Source organism: Paenibacillus sp. FSL W8-0439, from assembly GCF_038008995.1.
GTDB lineage: Bacteria > Bacillota > Bacilli > Paenibacillales > Paenibacillaceae > Paenibacillus > Paenibacillus polymyxa.
In genome coordinates this window covers 3,217,790-3,243,713 of the sequence record NZ_JBBPAK010000001.1, presented here as the reverse complement: position 1 = coordinate 3,243,713, position 25,924 = coordinate 3,217,790, and the positions used below count along the sequence as shown (strand labels likewise).

General features: G+C 40.2%; 26 protein-coding genes and 3 pseudogenes. 20 read left to right on the top strand and 9 right to left on the bottom strand.

All coding sequences use genetic code 11. The features are described 5' to 3' along the window. Positions 1-51: 51 nt before the first annotated feature. Complete coding sequence (glnA, locus tag MKX36_RS13850; protein WP_016822091.1) at positions 52-1,380, top strand: type I glutamate--ammonia ligase; 1,329 nt, start codon at positions 52-54, stop codon at positions 1,378-1,380. A 238-nt stretch (positions 1,381-1,618) separates the two neighbouring features. Here glnA and MKX36_RS13845 read toward each other — a convergent pair whose 3' ends face one another. Together MKX36_RS13845 and MKX36_RS13840 are read right to left on the bottom strand one after the other, a co-directional pair. Beyond that, positions 1,619-1,840: a DUF6199 family natural product biosynthesis protein gene (locus tag MKX36_RS13845; RefSeq protein WP_107733481.1), complete on the bottom strand. Its 222-nt coding sequence runs from the start codon at positions 1,838-1,840 to the stop codon at positions 1,619-1,621. 117 nt (positions 1,841-1,957) lie between these two features. Beyond that, on the bottom strand, positions 1,958-2,392 hold the full coding sequence (locus MKX36_RS13840) for a hypothetical protein (RefSeq protein WP_340864900.1): 435 nt from the start codon (positions 2,390-2,392) through the stop codon (positions 1,958-1,960). 268 nt (positions 2,393-2,660) lie between these two features. Between MKX36_RS13840 and MKX36_RS13835 the strand changes: the two genes are divergently transcribed. Further along, on the top strand, positions 2,661-2,939 hold the full coding sequence (locus tag MKX36_RS13835; RefSeq protein WP_340864899.1) for a hypothetical protein: 279 nt from the start codon (positions 2,661-2,663) through the stop codon (positions 2,937-2,939). A 354-nt stretch (positions 2,940-3,293) separates the two neighbouring features. On the opposite strand, the gene MKX36_RS13830 is transcribed toward MKX36_RS13835, so the two are convergent. Then, complete coding sequence (locus MKX36_RS13830; protein ID WP_340864898.1) at positions 3,294-3,620, bottom strand: hypothetical protein; 327 nt, start codon at positions 3,618-3,620, stop codon at positions 3,294-3,296. A 144-nt stretch (positions 3,621-3,764) separates the two neighbouring features. Between MKX36_RS13830 and MKX36_RS13825 the strand changes: the two are divergent. After that, positions 3,765-4,131 (top strand): annotated as a pseudogene (locus MKX36_RS13825) (hypothetical protein); the annotation flags it as partial. 208 nt (positions 4,132-4,339) lie between these two features. Here MKX36_RS13825 and MKX36_RS13820 read toward each other — a convergent pair. Beyond that, entirely contained in the window at positions 4,340-5,548 is a 1,209-nt protein-coding gene (locus MKX36_RS13820; RefSeq protein ID WP_340864774.1) for an IS110 family transposase, read from the bottom strand. Between the two features lie 361 nt (positions 5,549-5,909). Between MKX36_RS13820 and MKX36_RS13815 the strand changes: the two genes are divergently transcribed. From MKX36_RS13815 to MKX36_RS13805, 3 genes are all read left to right on the top strand, one after another. Beyond that, positions 5,910-6,827, top strand: a complete 918-nt coding sequence (locus MKX36_RS13815; RefSeq protein ID WP_340864897.1) for a hypothetical protein — start codon at positions 5,910-5,912, stop codon at positions 6,825-6,827. A gap of 338 nt (positions 6,828-7,165) precedes the next feature. After that, complete coding sequence (locus MKX36_RS13810; protein ID WP_340864896.1) at positions 7,166-8,128, top strand: ABC transporter substrate-binding protein; 963 nt, start codon at positions 7,166-7,168, stop codon at positions 8,126-8,128. A 160-nt stretch (positions 8,129-8,288) separates the two neighbouring features. Further along, on the top strand, positions 8,289-9,956 hold the full coding sequence (locus MKX36_RS13805) for an AraC family transcriptional regulator (RefSeq protein ID WP_340864895.1): 1,668 nt from the start codon (positions 8,289-8,291) through the stop codon (positions 9,954-9,956). Between the two features lie 347 nt (positions 9,957-10,303). Here MKX36_RS13805 and MKX36_RS13800 read toward each other — a convergent pair whose 3' ends face one another. Continuing rightward, a complete protein-coding gene (locus tag MKX36_RS13800; RefSeq protein WP_228552609.1) occupies positions 10,304-10,876 on the bottom strand; it encodes a TetR/AcrR family transcriptional regulator in 573 nt (190 codons plus the stop codon). A gap of 144 nt (positions 10,877-11,020) precedes the next feature. On the opposite strand from MKX36_RS13800, the gene MKX36_RS13795 reads away from it, so the two are divergent. Beyond that, a complete protein-coding gene (locus MKX36_RS13795; RefSeq protein ID WP_340864894.1) occupies positions 11,021-11,701 on the top strand; it encodes an SDR family NAD(P)-dependent oxidoreductase in 681 nt (226 codons plus the stop codon). Between the two features lie 300 nt (positions 11,702-12,001). Here MKX36_RS13795 and abc-f read toward each other — a convergent pair whose 3' ends face one another. Beyond that, positions 12,002-13,489, bottom strand: a complete 1,488-nt coding sequence (gene abc-f / locus MKX36_RS13790) for a ribosomal protection-like ABC-F family protein (RefSeq protein ID WP_340864893.1) — start codon at positions 13,487-13,489, stop codon at positions 12,002-12,004. A 331-nt stretch (positions 13,490-13,820) separates the two neighbouring features. Here abc-f and MKX36_RS13785 point away from each other — a divergent pair, with 331 nt between their 5' ends. The 8 genes and pseudogenes from MKX36_RS13785 (at position 13,821) to MKX36_RS13750 (ending at position 19,219) form a co-directional block, all read left to right on the top strand. Next, positions 13,821-13,994, top strand: a complete 174-nt coding sequence (locus MKX36_RS13785; protein WP_019687447.1) for a hypothetical protein — start codon at positions 13,821-13,823, stop codon at positions 13,992-13,994. Between the two features lie 97 nt (positions 13,995-14,091). Then, positions 14,092-14,400, top strand: coding sequence for a phage holin family protein (locus tag MKX36_RS25415; RefSeq protein WP_445671821.1), 309 nt, complete (start codon positions 14,092-14,094; stop codon positions 14,398-14,400). Between the two features lie 49 nt (positions 14,401-14,449). After that, positions 14,450-15,399 (top strand): annotated as a pseudogene (locus MKX36_RS13775) (GH25 family lysozyme). A gap of 2 nt (positions 15,400-15,401) precedes the next feature. Next, the gene (locus tag MKX36_RS13770; RefSeq protein ID WP_290410024.1) at positions 15,402-15,956 is read left to right on the top strand and encodes a phage holin, LLH family; all 555 of its coding nucleotides are present in this window, start codon (positions 15,402-15,404) and stop codon (positions 15,954-15,956) included. Positions 15,957-16,139: 183 nt separating this feature from the next. Beyond that, positions 16,140-16,280: a hypothetical protein gene (locus MKX36_RS13765; RefSeq protein WP_340864892.1), complete on the top strand. Its 141-nt coding sequence runs from the start codon at positions 16,140-16,142 to the stop codon at positions 16,278-16,280. Then, positions 16,258-17,334: a hypothetical protein gene (locus MKX36_RS13760; protein ID WP_340864891.1), complete on the top strand. Its 1,077-nt coding sequence runs from the start codon at positions 16,258-16,260 to the stop codon at positions 17,332-17,334. The genes MKX36_RS13765 and MKX36_RS13760 overlap by 23 nt, the downstream gene beginning before the upstream one ends. Positions 17,335-17,594: 260 nt before the next feature. Further along, a complete protein-coding gene (locus MKX36_RS13755; protein ID WP_340864890.1) occupies positions 17,595-18,314 on the top strand; it encodes an acetylglutamate semialdehyde dehydrogenase in 720 nt (239 codons plus the stop codon). Positions 18,315-18,985: 671 nt separating this feature from the next. Continuing rightward, positions 18,986-19,219: a hypothetical protein gene (locus tag MKX36_RS13750; protein ID WP_290410021.1), complete on the top strand. Its 234-nt coding sequence runs from the start codon at positions 18,986-18,988 to the stop codon at positions 19,217-19,219. A 22-nt stretch (positions 19,220-19,241) separates the two neighbouring features. Here MKX36_RS13750 and MKX36_RS13745 read toward each other — a convergent pair whose 3' ends face one another. Continuing rightward, complete coding sequence (locus MKX36_RS13745) at positions 19,242-20,162, bottom strand: discoidin domain-containing protein (RefSeq protein WP_290410020.1); 921 nt, start codon at positions 20,160-20,162, stop codon at positions 19,242-19,244. A 187-nt stretch (positions 20,163-20,349) separates the two neighbouring features. Between MKX36_RS13745 and MKX36_RS13740 the strand changes: the two genes are divergently transcribed. Further along, a complete protein-coding gene (locus tag MKX36_RS13740; protein ID WP_107733495.1) occupies positions 20,350-20,790 on the top strand; it encodes a NucA/NucB deoxyribonuclease domain-containing protein in 441 nt (146 codons plus the stop codon). Positions 20,791-20,912: 122 nt separating this feature from the next. On the opposite strand, the gene MKX36_RS13735 is transcribed toward MKX36_RS13740, so the two are convergent. Continuing rightward, entirely contained in the window at positions 20,913-21,365 is a 453-nt protein-coding gene (locus MKX36_RS13735) for a hypothetical protein (protein WP_107733496.1), read from the bottom strand. Between the two features lie 244 nt (positions 21,366-21,609). Here MKX36_RS13735 and MKX36_RS13730 point away from each other — a divergent pair, with 244 nt between their 5' ends. From MKX36_RS13730 to MKX36_RS13720, 3 genes are all read left to right on the top strand, one after another. Then, positions 21,610-23,025 (top strand): helix-turn-helix domain-containing protein, encoded by a 1,416-nt coding sequence (locus MKX36_RS13730; RefSeq protein ID WP_340864889.1) that lies wholly within the window; start codon positions 21,610-21,612, stop codon positions 23,023-23,025. A 107-nt stretch (positions 23,026-23,132) separates the two neighbouring features. Continuing rightward, complete coding sequence (locus MKX36_RS13725; RefSeq protein WP_258196262.1) at positions 23,133-23,255, top strand: hypothetical protein; 123 nt, start codon at positions 23,133-23,135, stop codon at positions 23,253-23,255. A gap of 93 nt (positions 23,256-23,348) precedes the next feature. Next, a complete protein-coding gene (locus MKX36_RS13720) occupies positions 23,349-23,582 on the top strand; it encodes a hypothetical protein (RefSeq protein WP_290410019.1) in 234 nt (77 codons plus the stop codon). Between the two features lie 22 nt (positions 23,583-23,604). Here the strand turns inward: MKX36_RS13720 and MKX36_RS13715 are convergent. Next, positions 23,605-23,844: pseudogene (locus MKX36_RS13715) on the bottom strand (ran-binding protein 10); the annotation flags it as partial. 293 nt (positions 23,845-24,137) lie between these two features. Between MKX36_RS13715 and MKX36_RS13710 the strand changes: the two are divergent. Continuing rightward, the gene (locus MKX36_RS13710) at positions 24,138-25,385 is read left to right on the top strand and encodes a Kelch repeat-containing protein (protein WP_340864888.1); all 1,248 of its coding nucleotides are present in this window, start codon (positions 24,138-24,140) and stop codon (positions 25,383-25,385) included. The last annotated feature ends 539 nt before the right edge of the window (positions 25,386-25,924 follow it).

Below are 25,924 nucleotides of genomic sequence, written 5' to 3'. Positions count from 1 at the left end.
TTATGATACAGCCGATTTGCATATAGTCGTTACAGAAAGGGAGAGGTTAGTGTGAGTTATACCAGAGAAGATATCATTAGGATTGCGGAAGAAGAAAATGTTCGTTTTATTCGTTTGCAGTTCACAGATTTGCTGGGCACCATTAAGAACGTTGAAATTCCGGTTAGCCAGTTGGAAAAAGCATTGGATAACAAAATGATGTTTGACGGTTCTTCGATAGAAGGCTACGTACGTATCGAAGAATCTGACATGTACTTATATCCAGATTTGGACACTTGGGTTGTATTTCCTTGGGTAACCTCAGATCGTGTAGCTCGTTTGATCTGCGATATTTACAAGCCAGACGGCTCTCCATTTGCAGGTGACCCGCGGGGGATCTTGAAACGTGTACTTAAGGAAGCCGAAGAACTGGGATACACTTCGATGAATGTTGGACCAGAGCCTGAATTCTTCTTGTTCAAAACCGATGAAAAAGGCGATCCGACCACAGAACTGAATGACCAAGGCGGATATTTTGACTTGGCTCCAATGGATCTGGGTGAGAACTGTCGTCGTGAAATTGTTCTTAAGCTTGAAGAGATGGGCTTCGAAATTGAAGCATCCCACCATGAAGTTGCACCTGGTCAGCATGAGATTGACTTTAAATATGCAGATGCAGTTAAGGCTGCCGATCAGATTCAAACGTTCAAGCTTGTTGTTAAGACAATTGCTCGTCAACATGGTTTGCATGCCACTTTTATGCCAAAACCTTTGTTCGGCGTGAATGGTTCCGGTATGCACTGCAACCAATCGTTGTTTAAGGACAATGAAAACGTATTTTATGATGAGACGGATGAACTCGGATTAAGCCAGACAGCTCGCCACTATATGGCAGGTATTCTTAAACATGCACGTGCAATGGCAGCGATCACGAATCCAACAGTAAATTCTTACAAACGCCTCGTACCAGGTTATGAAGCGCCTTGTTATGTTGCTTGGTCTGCAAGCAATCGGAGTCCGATGATTCGGATCCCCGCATCTCGTGGCCTGAGCACTCGCGTTGAAGTTCGGAACCCTGACCCGGCAGCGAATCCTTATCTAGCCCTGGCCGTAATGCTGAGAGCAGGTTTGGATGGTATCAAACGTCAGATGGCTCTGCCAGCCCCAATTGATCGCAACATCTACGTGATGTCCGAGGAAGAGCGAATTGAAGAAGGCATTCCAAGTCTGCCTGCAGACCTGAAAGAAGCTTTGTCTGAGCTTATTCGGAGCGAAGTTATCTCTGATGCACTGGGTGATCATGCTCTGGCTTACTTCTATGAGCTCAAGGAAATTGAATGGGATATGTACAGAACCCAAGTACATCAATGGGAACGTGATCAATATCTGACGCTTTACTAAAATGAGGAATCCCTTGGCGCTCTAAGCGTTGAGGGATTTTTTGTATGAGGATAATGCATCATTTTCTTGGACTACGTAGTACTCCCCACAATACAAAGTAGACTGGGAAGAATACAAACGCGAGCAGGGCGCAAAGAAGTGTTTAGAAACAAAAAAAGAAAAGTGTGAAATCTATGAAGCCAGTTATGGAACTGCTACTACATTCGCTGGTCGAGCTCTGAAGTTTAAGGAAGTGCGCTTACAGTAAGATAACCAAAAGTCCACATGCTAAGAAGAAGAACCCAAAGAGAATAGATACAGAGCCCCTAAATTTCATGTCATCAATGTAAGCATCGCTTGGTTCTGAGTCACCTTTGATCTTCCAGGCTTCGTTTGCACGCCATCCCCAAGTGGGATTCTGTTTACTTAAAATACCAAGCGAGAAAAAAATAATAGCAATAAGAATAAGCATGATCCCCATTTGATCACCCCCTTTAAGTAAATTATACCAAAAATGAACGACAGATAGAAAGCATTGTCCCCAAGAGCAGATGAAACAAAAATAAGAGGGCTTTGCCCTCCATGTTACGGTAGTATTTTAATCTGAATAAGCAACAGCATTAAAGCTTTCCATTCCTATTCGGGTAGCATCTGCTGTGCAAAATATATATAAGGTATATACCAATTCATTGGATGGTGGTAGAGAGATATTGTAATCGGATGCATTGATGGTGACAACTTGTACAGCGTTTGGGTTTACTTCGGAGACACTCACGGAGTAAAGGGCGTAAGCAACGAGCGAATCGACATCGCCTCTAACAATGGAAAAAGAAATAACGGAGTCAAATGGTGGAGTGGTAGGAAATGCAAGCTCGGCTATCCCTGTTAATTGTACACGCATGTTTTCCCCTGCACCCGTTACTTCTAAACCAAGCTCCGCGATGGCAACAGCAGTACTGGCTGGCAAGGGAATTGAGATCGTATTACCGTAACTTGCGTTTTGAGATGTTCGAGCATCTAACAATCTAGTCATGTTCTCATCTCCTTTTTGATAGTTTATGCAGAACATATTCATTGTTGAGGGCAGTGAGAATAAACATATTTTAGCCTATAGGGAGTAAAGAAGGAGAAAACAGCCTTATACAATGTTCATCGAAACAATCGTTGTAATGCTGCCGGATACAAAGGTTTCTTCCTCTGTGAAAATGTTGATTTCGATTTTAAAAATACTCCACGGATGAAAAAAAGGCGGGTACGCATTCGGGCACCCTACTTACAGTAGTGCGGAAAGGAATCTTTAATTGTATACGCCCGTAAAATGTTCTTTTATGCTGCAAAGAGTGGATGGAGCCAAGATGGCGGATGAGTGTGGAAAAACATGTAAATTAAGATGGGGAGCAACGACCATTCAATATGCTACAGGATTGGACGGAATTACAATACTACTGAAAATCTGGAGCAAGCCTATTACGAGCATTTGGAAAATGAGATTGATTACGAAACTGTATCGTGCTGTTAAGATGGATGCGATGAGTGCGAGTAGCTGGATGACCATGTCTATAAAACATACCGTGAGTTAATCAACGATGGCAGAGAATTTCCTAAGCTTCTGGTTTTTGATCTCTAAGGAGGAACATCAATGACAGAACAGAGTTTCCGTTTTTATGAAAGTTAATCATATTGAGATTCATCGTGTTGGTAGAGTTGCCGTGCTTGCTTATAGTGACGAGACTTATAAAGTGTACGTAAATCAACTCCAAAAGATAGCGGAGGGCACCCCATGATAAGAGCCTATACCTCTATACTATGCGCTGTATTGTTATATGTGGGTGTAGTCAGTATAGATAGGAAAGGATTAAATATGGCAGATAACAACGATAAAAAAAGTAAGCACCTATGAAAAAAAAGTGCTTACTTTAGGGTTAATTTTATTATTAAGGGAACATTTTGTAAATGTAGCCTTGATATAATGGGCATACTTTATTGTTGCCTTTTTGTTGCCATTTATATAAAGAAATATTCCCTCCAAAGCCTCCTGTCATGTAAAATTTTTGAATTGGAACTGTCGATTTCATATCCTCTTTAACCGTTGCACCTCTGATGCCACTTACCCATTTTTTGTTCCCTTGAGGCGGTGTATATGGTGACTCAGAAGAAATATTTGCTGAAGTTGGGACTGGTTCTGCAAAACTTAAAGACGGTACAGACAATGCCCCAAGAAGAACGGTGCCAGCAGCCAAAGCGATAATAGATTTTTTCAAAAGTAAAGCCTCCTTAGTTTGTTTATCTTCGTATGCAAACTATGGTGTAAGGTAATTATAGTGTTTCGATTTACATTTATCTACCAAAAATAACGATTTCACCAAACTATCACATTATATAAAGGAATGATAAATGATGAATGACAGTATACTGACTTAATTGGTGTAATAAAAAATTACGAATACTCACTTCAACAGTTGGAAAACCGAATGACTGCGTATGATTTACTTTTGGCGGAAGGATTGGTTGTCAAACGAGTTTCTGGTCAAGAACTGACAGCAGATGTGACAGCCAACACCGCTCTAGTTAAAGACCAGCGCTAAAGACATGCCGGGTATTTAAGCTACTACATTCGCGGATAAGCGGCGCAGAGCAATTGCGAACATAGCAAACAGTTTGAAGATCAATTGCACCTTAGATTTTGTCACGACCGACTATGGACGGGGACGAAACAAGGAAGGTGAAATTGGACTAAGAATGCCAGAAGTAAATAAGACCGTAAGGGCTTAAGCCTTTGCGGTCATATTTGTATTGTCTAAAGTTCTAGACTGTAAAACAAAGTAATAGTCTGACGATGCTTCATTAAGCTATACCAGCTAATAGCTTGTCAAGATTACCAGTAAAGTGATTCTAAATCATGTGGTATAGTTAAAATGAGCATGCTAAATAACCCTCCAATTTCCGTTGTGCCTTGGAAGGTTATGCCAATAATAATCTTTTAAATTGGACGAAATTCCTTTTTGTTTTTCAAGATTGCATAGAGCCAATGGACGAGCTTATTTGCACATGCGATTAGAGCTACTTTATGTGGTTTTCCTTCTGCTCTCTTGCGATCATAGAACGCTTTGATTCGCATATTTCGGGAGCGTATAAGCCCACACTGGACAGCCATTACCAGTGCGTAACGCAACTGCCTGGAACCACGTTTCGTGATTCGGTTTCGAGTTGCTGTAAATTTACCGGAAGCAAAGACACTCGGGTCAATGCCTGCAAAAGCCACTAGCTTTTTAGGATGATCAAATCGGTCGATCTCTCCAATTTCAGATAAAATTGTTGCAGCAATTTTATGCCCAATACCGGGAATCGACTGAATTAATTCATACTCTTCAATTTCTTCAGCCAGAGCATCTATGTTCTGTTCCAGTTCAGCAAGATGCTCTTGGTACTGAAGAATAAGGGTAATAAGAACTTTCAAATTGATTAAGTGGCTTGCATACATGGTTTGTTGAAATGGGTTTTGTTTTGCCGCGTCTAGCAGTCGCTGAACCCGTTGGTTAATCCAGCCCTCTGAACGCCCCCGTTTCGAAGAAAGTAGTTCTTTCATCTTAGCTTTGAGTGTAATTTCATCCGTCTGCAAAACTGAATATGAGGTTGGAAATTCACTTAAAAACCGTAGTGAAATACGGGAATACATAGCTCCAAAGACGCCTTTGTAAGCTGGGAAAACCTGATCTAAAACGGCTTGGAATTGCAGCTTTGTCTGTACACACATCTTTGAAAGGGATTCATACTGTCTTGTAAGATAGCGCAGATTGAGAAGTTGCACACCTCTTTTCTTAAAAGGTTCAAACTCTTCCTTGTAGTACAACTCTCCCAATAGGTAAGCGTCCACAGCATCCGTCTTTACTTTACGAAGTTGAGACTTTCTAAGCCGATTTGAGATGAGCGGATTAATGACAATATAAATGTAGTGATGTTCTTCTAGGAACTGAACAACGGGACTTTGGTAATGGCCGGTTGCTTCTAGAATAAGCAGAGGACGTAGTTTGGATGCAGTCTCAACATCCTTCAAAACTTGATGTAAATTTGCTAGGCCATCACGAGTGTGCTCGAAGTGGAATGTCCCTCTGAAGGGCTTTCCGCGCGCTAAAAAGGCTTGTCCATGACTTTCTTCTTTTGAAATATCTAGACCGACAACTGGATTCATTTCATCTCTCCCTGTAAGTTTAGATTCCCCGGCATCCCTAAGGTTCTTCTTGTCGCTCCATAGCATCGCTTGTTATACGGGATCTTACGTCCCAACCAGCCTCAATCATGGTCATGACAAGTAGGGCGAACACTATAGCGCTCGGGATCAAGTCCCACGGGCAGGTACGTTCGACCAGGCTACCTTAATCCTCTATGCAAATGAAAAAAGGATCAACCAGAAAGAACTGGTTGATCTCATAATACGAACGGGCAGGATAGTTTAATAACATATCGAATTTTTTAAAAGTGGATGGTTATACGAAGTAAGGCGTTGCTTAACTGAAGCGTGAAGTAGAGATAACCAAAAAGGAGATACCCAGATGGAAACAAATCAAAATATTCGTTTAGCAATCGAAGAATCTATACAGTTCCTTGAATCTACTTCGCATTTGGGGATGACTCACGGCGAGTGCAGCCGTCGAAAATGGGATGGAGCTTGGTGGCATATGGCTGCTCTTTATGAAATGGGAGAGGTGAAACTAATTCCCGAGTCTGCTATTGTCGGAGCAAAATATTTACTCGAAACTCAGGTCTGGCCGACCTTCATCATATCCGCCGATGACCATCCAACAAGTGAAAGTGATAAGATGAAGTTGGATTGCTGCCATTGTGAACTTGCCGTATACTATATGATTCTAATGGCGTATGGCTGTGATTTGGACAAGGAACTGCCTTGGATTCGCGAATGGCTCTTAAAGCATCAGTTACCTGATGGCGGGCTGAACTGCGACCCTGAAGCTTATACTCATTCTAAAAAGAGCTCTATTGTTTCAACACTTCCTCCGCTTGAAGCTATCTTATGGCATACAGACCGTGAATTTACTGAACAGGAAGCCGTTTTCTTAGATGAAGGAGCACGTTATTTAATTGAGCATCGTCTTGTATGTTCTAAACAAAATAGAAGCGTCATCGATTTGGAATGGCTGAAGCCTTGCTTTCCGAGGTTTTTTGAATATGATATATTACGCGGTATGTCCTTCTTGGCAGAATGGTCCCAACGTAGGAACAAAACGCTGCCGATCGGGCTGCTTATTGAAGGATTGGAACGATTGAACATCTTCAAGGAAACAGGAGGCTTGCAAATCGGTAGACAAGTCTTTGATCCACAAGGCCCGTGGGGTGGACAACCCTTTCCCTTGTTAGAAGCAGTAGCTGGCATTGGTGACGTTTCGCCTTATTTAACCAGACAGTTGGATCGAGTTATCGAACGATTGGGACCGGAGTATACCTATGCATAAAGACTTCCTTTAGAAAGGATCTCATGTTGGAAGAGGAACGGACCATGATAGGAAGGCTTAGAGGGGAAAGTTACCGTAAAACGGGAAGCAAAGGAAGAGGCTTTGTTGAGGTAGCTCAATAAATTAAACCATGAGGATTTGTTAAAACATATATCATTCGTACCTGTTAAGTTATAAATGAAATAAAAGAACAGATGTTTTGTGTGGGACGATCATTGACATTTTTCCAAATAAACCGTTGCGTTTTTTTCATTGATTCCCCTTTTCACACAACCTATAATAATGCCTTAAATGATAATCATTTTCAATTATTAGAGAGAAGGAAAGGGGCAACAAGTGTGAAGAAACAACGTGGAAAGCAAATTATACTCTGGGTAGGGAGTTTCCTCCTGTTGTTGATAATATCGGCATGCAGTACTTCTAATGCTAATAGCAGCGTGTCTGATGAACAGAAAGAGGAAAGTGAGAAAACAGTTCAATATACAACGATAACAGGTAAACAGGTTGAAATACCTGCAGATCCCAAGCGAGTTGTTTATATTGGCCAGACAATTGGTGATTTCTTAGCGATGGGCATTCCGGTTGTTGGTAATAACCTTCCCCAAGATATTCCTAGTTACTATGAAGGTAGACTTGAAGGAATCGTTGATGTTGGAAACCCGGGTGACTTAGAGACGATTCTGAGTTTAAAACCCGATCTGATTATTAATGGTTATTACAAAGCAGAAGCAGATCATAATGAGGCATTGTCGAAAATTGCTACTACTATCCCCTTTAACCCTGCTCTTCCTTATACAGAACGTGTAAAGGAGATGGGAAATATCTTTGGCAAACAGGAAGAGGCAGCTCAATTGATTGCTAAGTACAAAGAACAGTCGAAAGAAATGTTTGATAAGTTTCAATTAGCAGAAGGGGAGACAGCGACAATTTTCTACCAGTTGGGTAAAACACTTTATGTTATGGGCGATCGTAGCCTGGGTGCTATTATTTATGGGGAGAACGGTTTTGCCGTCCCACCAGCTGTACAGAAGAATATTCTTGATAAAGAAGGCGTGTCTTTCGTTAATAATTCAGAAGAAGTGCTTTCAGAATTTGCTGGTGATCATTTGTTTGTAGTTGTACAAGATGATGGTGAAAGTAAAACAGAAGCTGACCGACTGCTCCAAAGACCGATATGGGCAACTTTGCCTGCAGTTCAAAAGGGAAATGTTCATGTTATTCCTAGTGAATGGAATACAGATAATTTGTTAGCTTTGGAGCAATTGTTTAAACAGATGCCACAATGGATGGACCAACAGTAAGAAATTATTTTGGCACATTCAGTTCTTTATATCGCTAGTTTTCTAAAATAGTACATACTCCAACTATTAAAAGCTGAACTATAGTTTATAGTTGAAAGCAGGTCTTTATATGTTACAATAACGATAATGATTCTCATTTTCAATTGTTGGAGAGTTGCTTATGAATCTAGCACCCCTGTATATTAGGCTGCAACACTATGATAGGTTTCGATTTGACCAGATAATTCCAGCGAACGGCCACAATGAGGGGATGAATGACAATGAAACCAATTTATGCACATTATTGATAGCACTCAGTCACGGCATACGGCTGTATGTAGACAACATTGCAATCGATCTGCGACAAGGAAGCTGCATTCTGATTTTGCCTGTACAGCGCTATACTATGGAGTCAAGCAACAAAGAGGCACAGCTTGTACGCTTTACCTTTGAAACCTTTAAAGTAGAAGGAATGACTTTGAATCCGGTTGCTCATCCACCTTTGCTTTGTGGTTCCCCCTATAATCTGTTGATTTCTCAAGTCAATCGAGTATTAGGAAAAGAAGCACGGATAAGTAACCAATGCTGTTCCTCTCCATCCACATCAGAAATGGCTATGATGCAAGGTAGACTTCAGCTCATTCTGGGGTTGATGGCTCAGTTCGATGAGCAAGTTTCCCAGTCGCAGAACAATGAAAAGATAAACTTGGTTCAACAAACTGTGCATTATATGGAACAGCATTATGATGAAGACTTAACCGTTGAAAAACTTGCTTCCATGGCTGGAATGGTCAGATGGCAATATAGTCAGAAGTTTAAAATAATGACTGGCAAAAAACCAAATGAATATTTGGTCCAATTACGCATAAACCATGCCAAAGGACTTCTGCGTAATTCGACCGAGACATTGGGCAAAATATCTCGGCAAATTGGGTTTAAGGATGAATATTATTTCAGCCGGTGCTTTCATAAATTAACTGGACACACTCCGCGTGAATATTCGAATATTCATCTTCGTACTCGGCAAAGAACAGTTATCGATTCATTTGGCAGAAAGATTCATGTTCCCAAAGATACAACACGTATTGTGACAGATGGCAAATTTACGCTTGGAGAATTACTCGTTTTAGCCATGCCCCCTATAGGGGCGGCCATCTCGATCATGAAAGATAACGTGATTTATCACAATAAGTTGCGAAATATTCATAATCTTGGGTATTGGGCAGATCCAGATAAAATTGCACAACTACAGCCGGAGTTATTATTGCTTAGCTATGTGCATCCTGAACAAGATTTGCAGAAACTAGATACGATCGCTCCTACTGTTATACTTAACAGTAAGTTTAGACTGTTTGAACGGTTACGGTATATCGCTAAACTAGTTGAACGTAGTAACGCTGCGGAGAAATGGATTACCAGATATGAGGACAAAGTAAGATGGTTACGTAGGCAATTAGCAGATGCTTATGTTGCTGGAGAGACGGCTGCTGTTTATCTCAAGTTTGGTACAAAACTTTATATTATGGGCCAAAGCGGATTGGCTGCCACCTTGTATGAATCTCTTGCCTTTCGTCCTTCTGCCAATGTGATGCACCTAATCGAGCAAGGGCAAGCATGGATAGAAATTCAGCAGCATCAAATAAATCACTATGCTGGCGATCGCAATTTCGTCTTGGCTCCTCGCCAAGAATTGCAAACGGTTGCTCACTGTTCACATATCGCGGCTTTAGCCGATTTAAGTAACGGTAACACTCATTTTGTGGATACTACATGGAATTATGATGATCCCATTACACGAGGACGGTTGCTAGAGGTGCTACCGTATATATTTAATAAGAAAATTAAGTGATTAGAGGAGGCTTAAACCCTAATCACTATTAATTCAACTTTCGTCACAGGCTACGCACACCATTCAAAGGCGTTTTCGCCTGATCGCGGACAGCGCTTAACCAGCATAACTCGATTAACGAGGAATGTACTCAATTTTAGCGCAGGGAGCTCGCATAAAACAACAGTGGATGAAGAGCACAGTTTAAAAACCACTTTTGACGAATTGATGAAAATTGCTACGAAAATTCGAGAGTAATCTGATATGGGCTGCATCAAAAAACACAAGCGCAGTGCTTGTGTTTTTTATTGCTTCTTATTGTTGGGAGGGAGGGTGAACAATATCAAGAAAATGAGCAAAAACTAGCTTTAAAGAGAGTTCTGCCCACCTAATACGAATAACGAAATTTTCTTAGCAATTTCTTCTTTGTCCAATTTTACTTTTCCGGAAGCCCATAAAAAACCAGCCTCATGAATTACATTCGCATAAATAGATACGAATAGATCTTTTTCCATATCTGTATATAAGTTTTCGATGCTCTTAAGCAAATACAATTTCAATTCACTCAATATTTTTTCTTTTAATTGGGGTATTACTAAACTTATATTACTTTGGCGACATTGTAATCTCGGTTGTTGGTAAAAATCACAAACAGCTAAAACAAGTTGGCTTATACTTTCTTGATCCAATTTTATTGATCCTGTTGTCCGTTTTGCAATAGCATTTGAAGCGGAATTTCCCATAATGTAATTCAATAAATCGTACTTATCGTTAAAATGTGCGTAGAAAGTAGCTCGATTTACTTGCGCTCCCTCTGTTAAATCTGCCACTGTTATTTTTTCAAAATCCTTCTTAGTTGCTAAATTAAAAAAAGCGTTAACTAAAGATTCCTTAGTATAAGTTGTTCGTAAATTTCTTACTTTTGTCCCCAATTGATTCACTCCTAACCCAATAATTCTTTAATATTGTTGCTATAGCAACATTGGTAACTATATTGTTGGTTGTTCGTTTTGTGTATTGAATTTAAGATGTTAAAACAACACGTGTTGTTATATGTATACCACAAAAAAAGGAGTTTGTATAAAATGAAGACTATAGCAATTATCGGTGCAGGACCTGGATTGGGGTTGTCCCTTGCAAAAAAATTTGGGGAGAAAGGATTTAGGGTTGCTGTCATTTCGCGTAACCCTAAGAAATTGGCCATAATCGTGAACGAACTAAAGAAGCTAAATATTGAAGCGAAATCTTATGTAGCGGATGTCAGGGATTTGCCAGCACTAAAACAAGCATTAGATGCTGTTAAACAAGACTTTGGTCATATTGATGTTTTGGAATTCAGCCCCTATGCAGGACCTACGCATTTCAAGCATGTGTTAGAAACAACAGCAGAAGATGTGTTAGAACAGATAAAAGGTTACTTACTCCCTGCCGTTCTTTCTGTGAATGAAGTAATACCAGATATGATAAATAATGCTTCGGGTGCAATTCTATTGACCACCGGAATATCTGCAATGGTTTCCTACCCGTCTGTTGGAAATGTTGGTATGGTAATGAGTGGTGTTCGTAATTATGCTACAAATTTGCATTTTGAGTTGAAAGAAAAAGGCATATATGTCGGTCATCTTTCAATTGGCACTGTCATACAAGCAGGTACGGCTGGAGATCCAGATCTTATTGCTGAGGCTTGGTACAATTTATATGAGAATAAGGATTGTTTTGAAGATACTTTCCCACAAGAGATTAACCCAACCAAATTGCCAAACTAATATAATAAAAGAGATAAGTGGATGTCTTAAAAATCTTATAGGATTGACAGGGAGAGTAGAGCAGAAGAAGCGAGTCCGCTGTAGAATAATATAAGCCTCTCAGTCTTAGTAAGATAACTATTAAACTGTCTTCAATAAAAATATCGGCAGCCGTGGACGAAAAAATAAAATCCTAGACTGCCGATGTTCGATTAAACTATTGCGTGCCTTTAGTTCAATCTTTTCTCTTTTTATAAAAGTTATGGTGCTAAGCTTTCTGCCATTAAAATTATGTCTTACTCCAAGTCACTTTGTAAAATTCTAATCCCCACCGAGTTCAATCATTTTCGTGGCGACACGGTCATGAAATTCCCGATCATGCTCCACGAATACAATGGTTGGCATGTACTCAAGCAGCAGCTCCTCAATTTGCATCCGGGAAATCACGTCGACAAAGTTGAGCGGTTCGTCCCAAATATGCAGATGAGCCTCCTCACATAGGCTTCTCGCGATCAGAACCTTCTTTTTCTGCCCGCCGCTGAACGCCGATATATCCTTCTCAAACTGGATGCGGGCGAAATCTAGCTTACGCAACACGGCCTTAAACAAGCTTTCGTCAATTCTGTGCTCTGCTGCATAATCGGAAAGCGTACCTCGCAAATGAGATGTATTCTGGGATACATAGGAAACGCGAAGCTGCGGATCCCGTTGAAACGTACCTGTATAGTGCAGCTCCTCAGCGTTGAGCAGGTGAAGCAAGCTAGACTTACCTGAACCATTTGGGCCTGAAATTGCAATCCGATCTCCTGGTTCAATCGTCAGACTAACGTTCTTGCAAACTGCTCTTTCCCCGTAGTAAATCGTGACGTGATCCAGCATCGCCAGTTCCGATTTGGGATACACGAGCTGAGAGATCGCAAGGCTTTCTGACTGTTCGATATTTCGGAGCAGTTTTGATTTTTCCTCTAAAGCAGTGTGTTGCCGCTGTTCAATGGATTTTGAGCGTTTCATCATTTTGGCTGCCTTATGCCCGACGTACCCCTTGTCAAGTTTGGAACCGGAATTTCGTGTGCCGTTTTTCGATTTTTCGGTCTCGAAAGACCAGCTACTAGTACGTTTAGCGGAAGCTGATAAACGCTGTATGTCTTTGTACAACTTTTCGTTTTGTGCCATTTCGAATGTATCTTGGCGAGTTTTGTTCGTCCACCAGCTGGAGAAGTTGCCTTTTTGGATTTCGATATTCGTTTTGTTGATCGCTAGAATATGATCCACACAGCGGTCGAGAAAAGCCCGGTCGTGTGAAACAAGAATGAAACCACGCTTCGTATTCAGATAATCGGCAACAAGCTTGCGTGCGTGCAAGTCGAGATGATTGGTCGGCTCGTCGATGAGCAGAAATCGATTGTCTTGGATGAAGAGCACGGCTAGTAATACCTTCGTCTGTTCTCCTTGGGACAGCGATTCGAATGGTCGGTACAACACGTCTTCTGAAACCTTAAGCAGGTTCAGTTCACGCATCAGCTTCCAGTTCTCATAGCTTGGTACGATCTCTTCCACGACATCTAAGGTCAAATACTCCGGGTGTTCGACGGGAAATGGAAAATAATCAAAGGCAACTGGCGCGGAGATCGTACCGTTGTATTCGTACTTCCCCAGCAGCAGGTTTAAGAACGTCGTTTTACCCCGACCGTTTCGCCCCGTAAAGCCCAGCTTCCAGTCTGTATCAATTTGAAAATGAACATTTTCGAATATAGGGTCATAGCTGCCTGGATAGGCAAAAGTAAGATTGGTTACCTGAATGGCGGGCATGGCAATCATCCTTTCGTTTGGAAATAAAAAGAGCCGCAAGAAAGGTGCTTTCTTGCGGCTCTAATCCATACGAGGAAATAAGACCCCATTCTAAAGGGCCGTATGACTGTCCGGAGAGGGAGCGCAAACGAAATGCAGACCTTTCTTGCAGAGATGAAATAAAACGACCACAGCCAATCGCTGCGTCCGTTCTCTTCGTGATCTCGAGGCAAGAAAGTTCTACATGTATCCGTTCAACTCCCATCATCAAATTACATCCAGTTTATCACAATAGTAATTTAACTACAACCTGTGTTAGTTCCGTTTAGGCTGAAGCCTTGCGTAGATCGACATGCTATTTAGATTGATTACTGTTATTCAACAATCTTCTGCTGTCATTGCTTTGCAACCAGCACGCCAGAAAGAAATACCTATAGGTTTGGATATTACGGTAGGAAATGCATTAGCAGAGATAAATGCACAGGAATTGAAGGAAAAGAAACCAAACGAAGAGGGGGCAGGATAATTTTCCTGAGCAGAGATGGGGGAAGAAGGCTGGATAAGTGGGAGATTTTTAAATTTAGCGCCACTTTAGGTAGTACGGTGGCGTATTTTCACGGTGGGTGGTCGGGAGTATTGGGGGAGGTGCTTTCTCTGGTCATATTGATTATGTGATTGGATTATTTGCTGCTGGTGCAGAAGGTAAGAAGGGTACCGGACCCGGTTTAAAAAGCAAAATTGGTCTTATCGGAATCGCTCGAAAGGTATTTATTTTTACAATGGTAGCAGTATCCCATCTGATTGATGGAGTCTTAGGCGATTCGCACCTATTCCGGGATGCGGTCGCCTATTTTTATATGGCAAATGAGCTGCTGTCCATTTTGGAGAATGGCGCCAGACTCGGCGCACCTATCCCTCTCGTGGCCCGATAGACCGTAGAAGTTTTGAAAAGTAAAAGTGGTAAGGAAGGAGAGAAAGAGGATGCAACGACGAAACAGTCGTAATGTAAGAGGGATCGACGTATCCCGTTATCAAGGAAAGATTGATTGAAAGGCGGTCAAGGAAGATGGTATTTCATTTGTCTTCATCAAGGCCAGTCAGGGGCAGCGTTACGTTTATCCGACATTCATTACAAATGCCAAAGGGGCTAAGGAAACGGGCGTATTGCTGGGAGCATACCATCTCCTAGATGCACCCAGTGTTGAGGCAGCGAAAGCGGAAGCAAGGCGTTTTGCAGAGGTATTGGAACAAGTAGGTGGTGGGAATCACTGGACTTGCCGCCTGTAGTGGACTATGAAAACAATCCTGGCAACTTGTCCAAAACACTTATTAGTGCTGTAGCTTTGGCCTTCCTGCTCAAGCTGGAGCGACTTACAGGACGCAAGCCCATTATCTATACAGGCAATGCATTCGCAACCAATTTTAACGCCTCATTGGGCGGTTACCCATTATGGATAGCCCGATACAGTGAAACGCGTGTACCGAGCGATACAGTGACGTGGAAACGCTGGGATATTTGGCAGTACAGCGATAGCGGTAAGGTAGCTGGGATAATAGGGAACGTGGATATGAATGAGTATGATGGCACGGCGGACGAACTACGAGAACGATTCACAAAGCGCCCTGAGCAGCCGGAGACAGTCACGTCCGGTACGTTCGTCGTAAATGGTAAACAGGCAGGGAAGACGCTGCTCTTTGATGGCAGGACATATGTACCGCTGAAGGTGCTTGCTAATGCTATGGGGTTGTCATATCACTGGGATAATGCACACAAGGAAGCTTATCTAAACGGAGCCAAGCTGCAAATGGTCCAACTTGTACAGGGTACCGCATACGTACAACTCAAACCTATTGCAGAGGCTTACGGCGCAATAGTGTCCTGGGATTCAAAAAATAAAATCGCGTCGTTGAAAACGAAAGGGGAAAAGTAATCATGCAAACAATTATCGAAACTGTACAACCTTATGTAAATACCATCGTCACAGCCGCTGCGGGTGTGCTTACAGCATTTGTTTTAGGAGGTCTGAACAAACTCAAGACTAAGGTTAACGTGTGGCTAGAAGCGCGTACCACGGCGGCACAGAGGGAAGTAATCCATAAAATTGCTGGGGAGGGCTTTGCTTTTGCTCAAACAGCATTTAAAGAAGCTGGGGGAGAACGTAAGCTTCAGGAGGCTTTGCAGTATGCTTCACTTACACTTTCCAGTCAAGGTATCGTTGTATCCCAAGTAGAGCTAAAATCCGCGATTGAGAAAGCATATCTGGAGTATAAGACCAAAACAAAAGCAGTATTGGCTACTGAAGCACAGACAAACGAGGAGGCAGCACAAGCCGCAGCTAAGGAAGCAGTATCTGGTTTGGCTGCAAAGCTTAATGATTTCTTGGCTCAGGCTATAGTAGAGGTAACGCCAAACGCTCTAGTTCACCCTGAACCAGAGCCTGTTCCGGTACCAGCAGAGTCAGTACAAGCGCCTGCTACTGCTGAATAAACTATAAGTAAGTGCCCTGCTAGCTTCGGCTGCGGGGTTATTTTTTTACTTGAAATACGAACGTTTGTTCTGTATAATTATAAATATAAGTAAAAGTATGGTAAAAAAAGATTCCAATATGAGTTCACTAATGGTATATTTTAGGTGTGAAAAATCAAAATATACAGATAATAGGTGAAATGAATGACAGAAAAAATAATGAATCCAACAGCAGAAGGTGTTCAAGTTATTCCGAATTATTCGGAAATTCTCTCCTCAACCGTTAGTGAAAGCTATCCGAAATATGCGAGAAAAAAAATTATTGAAAGAAATGGAAAAAAATGAAGTAGTGAGGCTTGAAAAGAGCAAAAAAACTGCTGAAGGGAAAAATGTTTTGGACTTATCAGACATTGAAGATGAAGGGAATCAACTTTCAGAAGGAATTGCAAGAGCTCAAACGGTGGTGAGACACGTCGAAAAGGACGAGTTTTTGAAATCGTATAAGTTTGCAGCTGTCTTTTCCGTTACTGAGATTGATGAAACTCTTATCGAAGTAGGGCTAGCATCAGGGGGGATTGTTGATTATTTTTCGGATAATCGTCCCAATGATTACGTTTTTGATGAAAAATTATATAAATCAGTCATTCCCACTAAATATGCAAGTGGGAATATTATCATGTTTAAATTTAGCCGACTTCTTTCAGGGTTTCCTCCCAATACTGAAATCAAGAAGCAATACAAATATCCTATTATTGCTGTCTATCACAAACATCTTAAAGCGCTTGAAATTAGATTGGATAGAGTTAAACCTTATTTTCAAGATGATGAATTTTTTTACACTCAACAAATTGAACTTGTGTTAAATTGGTTTAAAAGGAACCTAAATTGTCAGTTCGAAAACATCAATTTCCCCGCTGTGATCGACTACATCATTAAGACTCTTGAGCAAGACGAAGTAAGCGTGCACTCTCAATCCATGAGTTTACCCAATGGAGGGAAGGCAGTTCTTGATACAGGGGCTGATGAAAACTATATACTTCCCTTGCTTGGGGAGCTCAAAGAACTAATCAGGTCGCATGAAGAACTTTTTGATAAAAGCCCAGAAATTAAGCAAATTCTTGATGGTTTCATCGCAGAAATTGAGACAAATGCCAACTTGCCATGGATAGCATTAATATGGAAAGGTACTGACAAAGGCAAAAGCACAACAGTTAAGTTTAAACACGATTATTTAAATCAGGAATATAGCTTTTTGCAGTATTATGGACAACAATCCAATATGGAGAAGATGAATAATGTCACCGACTATATTATCAAGAATAAAATCGAGTTTGACCGACTCGAAGATATTGCCAGATCGGAAGATGATGGATCTACTGAAGATCCTATCAACGTATAAAAAGGGGCAGCTTATTTATCCAGGTGTCTTGATAAGGCGATTGAATGTAACTATGTCAGTCGCATATCAAGTGTTGGAAATAATCAAGCGTTTAAAGATTATTATTGTTGTCTTTGAAGTATATTGTCATCGTTGTGGGCGATTTACTGGTGAGATATACAATACAATTGGCGAAATTCCTGAGTCTGATTATTGCGAAAACTGCGATTCAGAATTAACATCTATTCAAAATAGTGTAGCAGTATACAAGGTGATCTTTGATGAGTAACGTCGGTCTTTCCCCACATGAATATCTTAAGTTTGCAGATATTGACGAGATGGAAGAACATTTCAATACTCTTTCTAGACTAAATGATGAAGATCTTTCAGAGTATAAAAAATTATTAGTTAATTTAGAAAAAGTAAATAAAAAAGAAGTGACAAAAACTAAAAAAGAACAGGGAGAGAATAACACTCTTCAAAAAGGAAAAGCCTTAGAGAAATTGGTTTCTTTTCTCTGGGAAAAATCAGGGTTCTTTGAAGTTCATGAAAATATTCGTAACAGTACAAATGAAATTGATCAACTTGTCGATTTCAATTTCAAAGGAAAACTTTTTGAAAGCTTTTTACCCGTAAATCGAAAAAACAGTAGGTTTCTAATATCGGAATGCAAAAACTATAATAAGACGATAGGTGTTACTTGGGTTGGTAAATTATACTCTTTGACTTGCACCAATTCTTCAAGATTTGGTTTTCTTTTCTCTTATCATGGGATGGCTGCAAGAGGAGGATGGGATTCTGCTATAGGACTTACGAAGAAACTCTTCCTTCAAAAAGAGAGATTAGATGAACGAGTATCAATTATTGATTTCAATATTGAAGATTTCAGAATGATTGCTGAAGGACACAATTTCCTGTATTTGATAAAATCCAAAATTGATGCTCTTTTGTTACAAACCAGTGTTGATAGTTTTATCTCAAAGCACCCCGCCGAGAACTGATCTATTTTGTAAGAATATCATAAAAATCCGAAAGCATCGGTGATACCCTGCTGGCATATGCTGGTGGGGTGTTTTTGTTTACCTAGAAGTCCATTCCCTAAACAATGTCTCACATAACCTGTGGAGTAAACAAGGGAGGCGTTATGTGTGAGTGGAGCTGAAAGAGGTGGAGGGAATACTGACAGGAAAGTTTGGATGTCGATAACTGTTATCCTGGCACTGTTTATTTTGTTGGTAGTTATCTTAACATTAACCATTTTATAAAAGTTGTTTTTAGGCTCTGCCGGTTTATCTGGTGTGAGCCTTTGTTTTGTTTACCTATATACCCTGTCACTATACGAATTGATACATATATTAAGGTGTACAACAAGTAAAGGAGGTTAAAGCTATGAGTGGATGTGACAACAACACAACTCCAGCTCCAGTTGGTGGTATGTGGACTTCTACAGGAGCAATATTAGTGCTCTTTATCTTGTTGGTTATTATCACTAAATCACTTTGGATTTAATTTTGTTAAGAAAAGGCTGTTGGACCACACACACTTTTTTTTCAATTCACTCAGTACAACTCCTAAAAAACGTGTAATGACCCTGCTAGCAGTGCTAGTGGGGTATCTTTTTGTTTGCAGGAATTTATCACCATGTGCCGAATGAATTATTGAGGTGATCAGCATGAACCTTACATTTAAAGTGTTAAAGTCAGATATAGAACTATTTGCAGCTGCATTAAGTCAGGTAAGAGTATACGTGGTGCAGTCATTGGATGAGGATTTGATAGATATTGTGGATTACGGTGGATCAGTTGAGAAAATTACACCGGAGTCAATTAAGATAAACGGAACTTATTTCATCCGTAATCAATTTGAATTTAGAGTAGATGTGAAAAAGGACTCCGCTGGTATGTAACCAGTATGGAGTCCTTTGTTGTTTATTTAGTTGAATACTCACTTACTTCAAACGTAAGAATCTTATTGAATATTACATAGTCCTTTCGGTTACTGAATGGACCTTTGTTATTATTGTGCTTATCAATGGCAAAGAATGAAGGACCTCTTCCAGCATCTTTAGCGTCATACCAGGCGATGAAGGCACTCAATTCTTTTTTACTTAGATCGAATTCTTTATCAAATCCATTATCCATTGTTATAGTCAGAATAGCACGGTCTCCAGTAGGTTGCGATGATCCATCAGTATCCGATGATCCAGGCGTTGTAGATGGATCAGGCTTTGTTGATGGGTCAGGTGTTGTAGACGGATCGGGCTTTGTAGATGGATCAGGTGTTGTAGATGGATCAGGTGTTGTAGGTGGAGCAACTGGGTTAGTATTATACATCTCAAAAGCTCCAAGAGTCAGAATACTTTGCCCATTATTCATTGATACATTTAGCCGATATTTTATATATTCTTTTGTGTTACTAAATGTAAATTCTTTTTTTACGGGTTGATCCCAATTACTTTGATTTTTTTGTGTATCGAGAACCACCCATGATGCTCCATCCCAGCCTTCAAAAGTCCAATCTTTTGGAGATTCAGCTTTGTAATTATTACCTCCACGAGCCTGTAATACATATTTGTTCACAACAACTGGTTTTTCAAATTGGTAACCAATCCATCCAGGGATGCCATTTACAGCTGTAGACCACCCGTTATCATTAAGGGATTGATCAAATACGGTCCATGGTTGGTGACTATCACTCCAACTGCTACTAGCACTAGCAATTCCAGAAGGAATGTTATTCCATGTCATTTTTGGAATTAAGTTAACATTACTTGAGCTAGCAAAAGAAGAACTTGCAAACATTGAAGCTAAAAAAAAGATAGAGAGTAAAGAGAAAAATATTTTTTTCATGTTAGAGCCCCTTTTTGTTTTATTTGCTAAGTAAGAATACAATTATCATAAAGGAATGTCTAAACATTTATGTCTATATATTCAAAATAAAGTTTAATGGTGAATTTTAATTTTTATTTTTATTATGTGACAACATATGCGATACTTCGACATGACTCTCCAATTAGTATAAAGAAGGCTAAATACTATGGAGGTGTCATATGATAAAAGGAATCGTAAGAGGGTTAATCGTATTTTACTAGCTGCTATTTTTTCCGTACAAGGCGTTTACGCTGAACCAGCAGCAATCAGCCAACAAGCAGCAACTGGGTATACGTTGGAGTTCCCAAGTTCACGTTACCCTGAAACTGGGGCGCATATTAGAGATGCAATAGCAGCCGGACATTCTGCTGTATGTACGATTGACCGTGATGGAGCGGAAGAAAACAGGAAGGAATCGCTCAAAGGCTATCCGACTAAAAAAGGATATGACAGAGATGAATGGCCAATGGCAATGTGTACAGAAGGTGGTGCAGGTGCTGATATTCGATACATAACTCCTAGTGATAACCGGGGAGCAGGATCATGGGTAAGTCATCAGTTAGATAAGTATGAGGATGGAACAAAAGTTGAATTTATCGTTAAATAATGAAAAGCCCAGCTAATCCACTAAGGTTAGCTGGGCTTTTGCTAGACACTAAGTATGGCAACATTGAATACATAAAGCGCCTTGGATTTATCTCCAAGGCGCTCCCCTCCTTGTAGTAACGGTTAGTTAATGTCTCCTGTGAACTGACCAGTAGTAGCCCAAGCTTCGCCTTCAACGTTGTTACCGCCCGCTCTGAATTGAATTACATATTTCCCTGAAGGCATTCCATTAGGGAATGAATTAACGCTAGTCCACGTTAATGAGTCTCGTTTGCCAACAGTTTTATAGACATATTCTTTCCCGTTACCCTGCAAGCTCCAAGTGAGATTTGATGTTCCTGTATTCTGAACTCTAATCCTTACATGTCCATAACCCTTCTCAACAGTTAATTCCATCGTTGGACTTGTCCCACCAAGAACCTCATGTACCTCTTGGCCAGTTTTTTGGATAACTATACCTCCGTGATCCTTCGAGAATGTAACCCCCGTAACTGGTGCGGCAGAAGCAGCTACTGGAGCTACTGCCATTAGAGCCAAAGCACTTGTAAGGATAATTGCTGTGTTTTTAAAGTTCATCAAAAACCGTCCTCTCGAATGGTATAATTTGTACTACTAACCAATTATACCACATAAAAAGGAATAAAATGTACATTATTATTAACAAAATGGTAACAAACCATTAATATTCGAAAATACATATTTCATTTGAATATTGCATGACAAATATTTCAAAACTTATTGACAACTGTTAAATTATGAACAACAATAGAATGCAATAATATATAAAGTTTGGAATTTCTGTATGAAGGGTGGATATGATATGAAGCATACACCTACGATCCGAGCAGAATTAGATAGATACATACAACAAAAAGGGTTGAGCTTAGCGCAATTCGGACAACTTGCAGGCATGAATAGGGGAATAATAAGTGCTATTGTGTCAGGGAATAAGTCAATGTCTGTTAACCAGCTTGACCGAATCACTGAGGCTATGGGTTTACCAGAAGGGGAGTTTTACGATCTGTTTATAGAAAACTTCATCATCGACCATCCTCCGAATATGAGGCGTATCGAGCCATTTTTGTTTCGGTGTGCGGAGTTGGACAAGTTGGATGCGATCCGTCGAGTGGTGGGAGCTATCATGGACAATCTACTCTACTCACCCAAGCTATTTGAAATAGCGGAAGAATTATTGTCGCAGGGACGACATGAGGCTGCATTGCTGCTCTATGAGGGGGTGGCTGAAACAGAGAGATATCAACATTCTGAACGTTTGGCAATCTGCCAATATCGTATATTCAAAATTCAAGTTGGAGAGGCTCAAAGCCGTAATCTCGAGGCAGCAACGCTACTTGAACCCTTTGTGGAACGTCTTGATGAAATGGAACAGCTTGACGCGCTGAAGGATTTAGCTAACGTTTACAGGTCATTGCGTAAATGGGACAAGGTTGATGAAATAGCTCGAAAAATGAGAGCTAAGGCGGAAATCCAATATTCGATGAAACATCAACAGCAGAGTCGAATGTGTGATGAGTCTTCCAAGAAACTAAGTCGTCCACTGTTTGTGTACATTGCTTATGCTGATTTGTTGTGTTCAGGTTCTTGCGAAGCTAAAGGCGATTACCACCAAGCTCTCCAGTATACATACGCCTACGCTAGTTTAGATTGGGTTTTGGAGAAGGACGAGGACACCCAACACTGGATGGGTTTGTTCCAAAACTGGGCAGAAGGTAACACGTACGTATATAAGCTTTTATCTGGAGATATAAACGTGCTAAACGATTATGTTCATTATATTATTGCATCAAGTGATAAAGTCGATAAGGAAATGATTGTAAAGCTTTTGAACGTAATGTTTGCAGCTAACCAATATAAGTTAGACGTTAATGATATAATTAAACGGTTTGAACCGATTATTGCTTCTTTTGTGCAACAGCCATCAACGGATATGTATACGAAACAAGTTATACCAGAGCAGTATGCGCGTTTGGGTTATGAGCTGGCTTACTATTATTTACATCAAGGTTCGTACGAAGATGGTTTTAAATATTTGATGTATTCTTTGGAAAGTTATCATACATTGAATAATGAGACTTATTATTTAAACTGTGTAGGAATGTTTGAGCATTTCCGCACTCATACAATTCCCGAAACAAAGGAAAAATACTCAAAATTCATTGAAAAGGTGTGGTTAGACAATGTTAAAAAAAATGGTACTGCTAATCATTGCAGCTAGTTTTTTGTTTATTGTTACTGTACCTGTTCAGTCGAATAGCCACCAGGTTACTCCATACTATGATCCAATTGGTGGGGCCTGAACCCTGTTTGAGGAGTGGATGACCAATGCTGAGAAAAATTGTACTACTGACCATCGCGGCTAGCTTTTTGTTTATTGTTGCTGGGCCGGATCAAGCCTTTAACCACCACCATAGTATTCAGCCTAACGTTACCATTGGAGGATTTTAAAGCTAAAGCTCTGCCAACCTTATAGTTGGTAGGGCTTTCTTTAGTGCAGGAATTACCACACATACAGCATAATAACTATCTGAGGTGAACAGCTTGAACCATACATATAAAGTTTTGAAGTCCGATATCGAACTATTTGCAGCTGCATTAAGCCAGGTAAAGGTGTACGTTGTTCAGTCGTTAGGCGATGAGTTGATATCGGTTATAGACTATGGTGGCACTATAGAAAAGTTTTCGCCTGATTCGGTCAAAATTGCCAGAGCTTATTATATACGGAACCAGTTTGAATTTAGAGTAGATGTGAAAAAGGACTCCGCTGGTATGTAACCAGTATGGAGTCCTTTGTTGTTTATTTAGTTGAATATTCACTTACTTCAAACGTGAGTATTTTGTTGAATATAACATAGTCATTTCGGTTACTGAATGGACCTTTGTTATTATTGTGCTTATCAATGGCATATGATGCTGTACCTGTTCCAGCTTGTTTTCCTTCATACCATTCGATAAAGGAATATACTTCATCCATTGAGAGATCAAATTCTTTTTCAAGACCAGTAATCATGGTCACTATAAGTATCGCACGATTCCCCATTTCGGGTATATCCGGAGTTACTGGTTCTTTATAACCGAATAACTGCAGTTCACCAATACAAGTATATCCAGCAGTTCTACCATTATCCGCTGTTATATATAAACGATATTTTGAATATCTTTTGGCATTTATGATAGTAAAATATGGGGATGTAGGTTCGTTATTTAGTGAGAAAAATCTCCATGTGTTTTTTTGACAACAACCTTCAGAAATAGTCATTATTGTTTAGACACTCCAGTAATTATTTGTTATTCTGACTTTTCAAATAATTACTGGGGGAGAATATACATATGAAAAAAACATTATTGTCTATCATTTCATGCCTTGTTATCATTTTTGGCTTTGGGATAAGAGTCTATGCAGAAAATGAAGTTGAGTCACAATGGATTATGAAAAATGATCTTCCTACTCAACTCGCAGGTTCAGCAGTGGCTGAGGCAAATGGGAAGATTTATGTATTTGGAGGAATATCGAGTTCACTGACAGATAATAAAAAAACTGTATACGAATACGATCCTATTAATGATTCATGGGTCAAAAAAAATGATATGCCATTTGCTACAACCGCATCCACCGCTTCTACGGTAGATGGAAAAGTTTACTTATTTGGCGGATATACAGGAAATGCTTATACAATGACTGGTGGATCTTTATTAAATAGCGTTTATGTATATGATCCTCAGACAGATACATGGGGTAAAAGACAAAATATGTCAACAGGGAAAGCATGGGCAAGTTCAGTTACATATGAAGATACAATATACATTGTTGGGGGCATAACAAACGCTGCAACTGTTGCTACTGTTGAAGTTTATAACTCTAAAACAGATACATGGACCACTAGAGCTAGCATGCCTTCTGCTCTACATGCGGTCGGACTAACCGTCCTTAAAGACAAAATATATGCTGTCGGAGGTGGCAATGGAACAACATCTTATAAAAATGTTCGTGAATATGACCCTAAAACTGATAAATGGACAGATAAAGCTAACTTGTTAAATGCAAAGGACGGATCAGGAACAGTTGTTTTAAATGGGTTGATATATAGTATTGGTGGTGGTGCAACTAGTGGGCAATCCCTTCGAGATGTAGAAGTATACAATCCTATTACAAATATATGGGAGCCAGCACCTAATTTAAATGTTGCCCGTACTGCCTTTGGGGCTGCGGTGATGAACGGAAAAATATATGTTGTTGGAGGTCTTATATTTGACCCTACTACTATAACTAAGACCGTTGAAGAATTCACACCTACAAGCCTACCGACAGAACCCAACCCCACACCGGAACCAGGACCAACAGGAGACCGTGCAATCTTGACCATTACTCTTACAACTGGCTTAGAGAAGGAATTTGATTTGAGCATGAAAGAGGTCAATGACTTTATTGCGTGGTATGAGGCTAAACAAGCGGGTTCTGGATCGGCTTCATATGCAATCAATAAACATGACAATAATAGAGGCCCATTCAGCAGTCGTAAGGACTACATGCTGTATGATCGTATCCTCACATTTGAAGTAAGTGAATACTCTAAATAAATTAAAAGCTCTGTCGACCCATTAAGGTTAGCAGAGCTTTCTAATGTCATCACTTCATTGCACTGGTTCGGCGGTAATCTCTATATATCTCCGTTAGTCCCAAGACTTCTTCCATTGTCAGGTTATTACGAAGGTGATTCAGCGCTTCGGCGATATACAACGCTACCACTATTTGCTTTTGTTCATCAGTTCGTGGCCGTTCCTCTTGTAATTTGTCTTGTATGTTCCTGCGATGTATTTCTAGGAATCTTTCTAAATTCATAATCATCGCTCCTTTTTTGTTAAGCTGGATGGTTTTCGTTTTAGCCTCTTCAAATAGTAAACCAAGATCACCGAAATCAATTGTCTGAACTTTGTGACCAGGTAGTAATTCTGTTTCCTTGTAGAAAACTTCAAACTCAATTAGCAGGCAATCAGTGAATTTATCAAAAGTATATATGACCTGGAGAATATCTTCTATTATTATTCACAAAATAGTCCAATCGGATTATACTTGACGCGACGGATACAGAGCAAACCCGACAGCATCGATGACACCC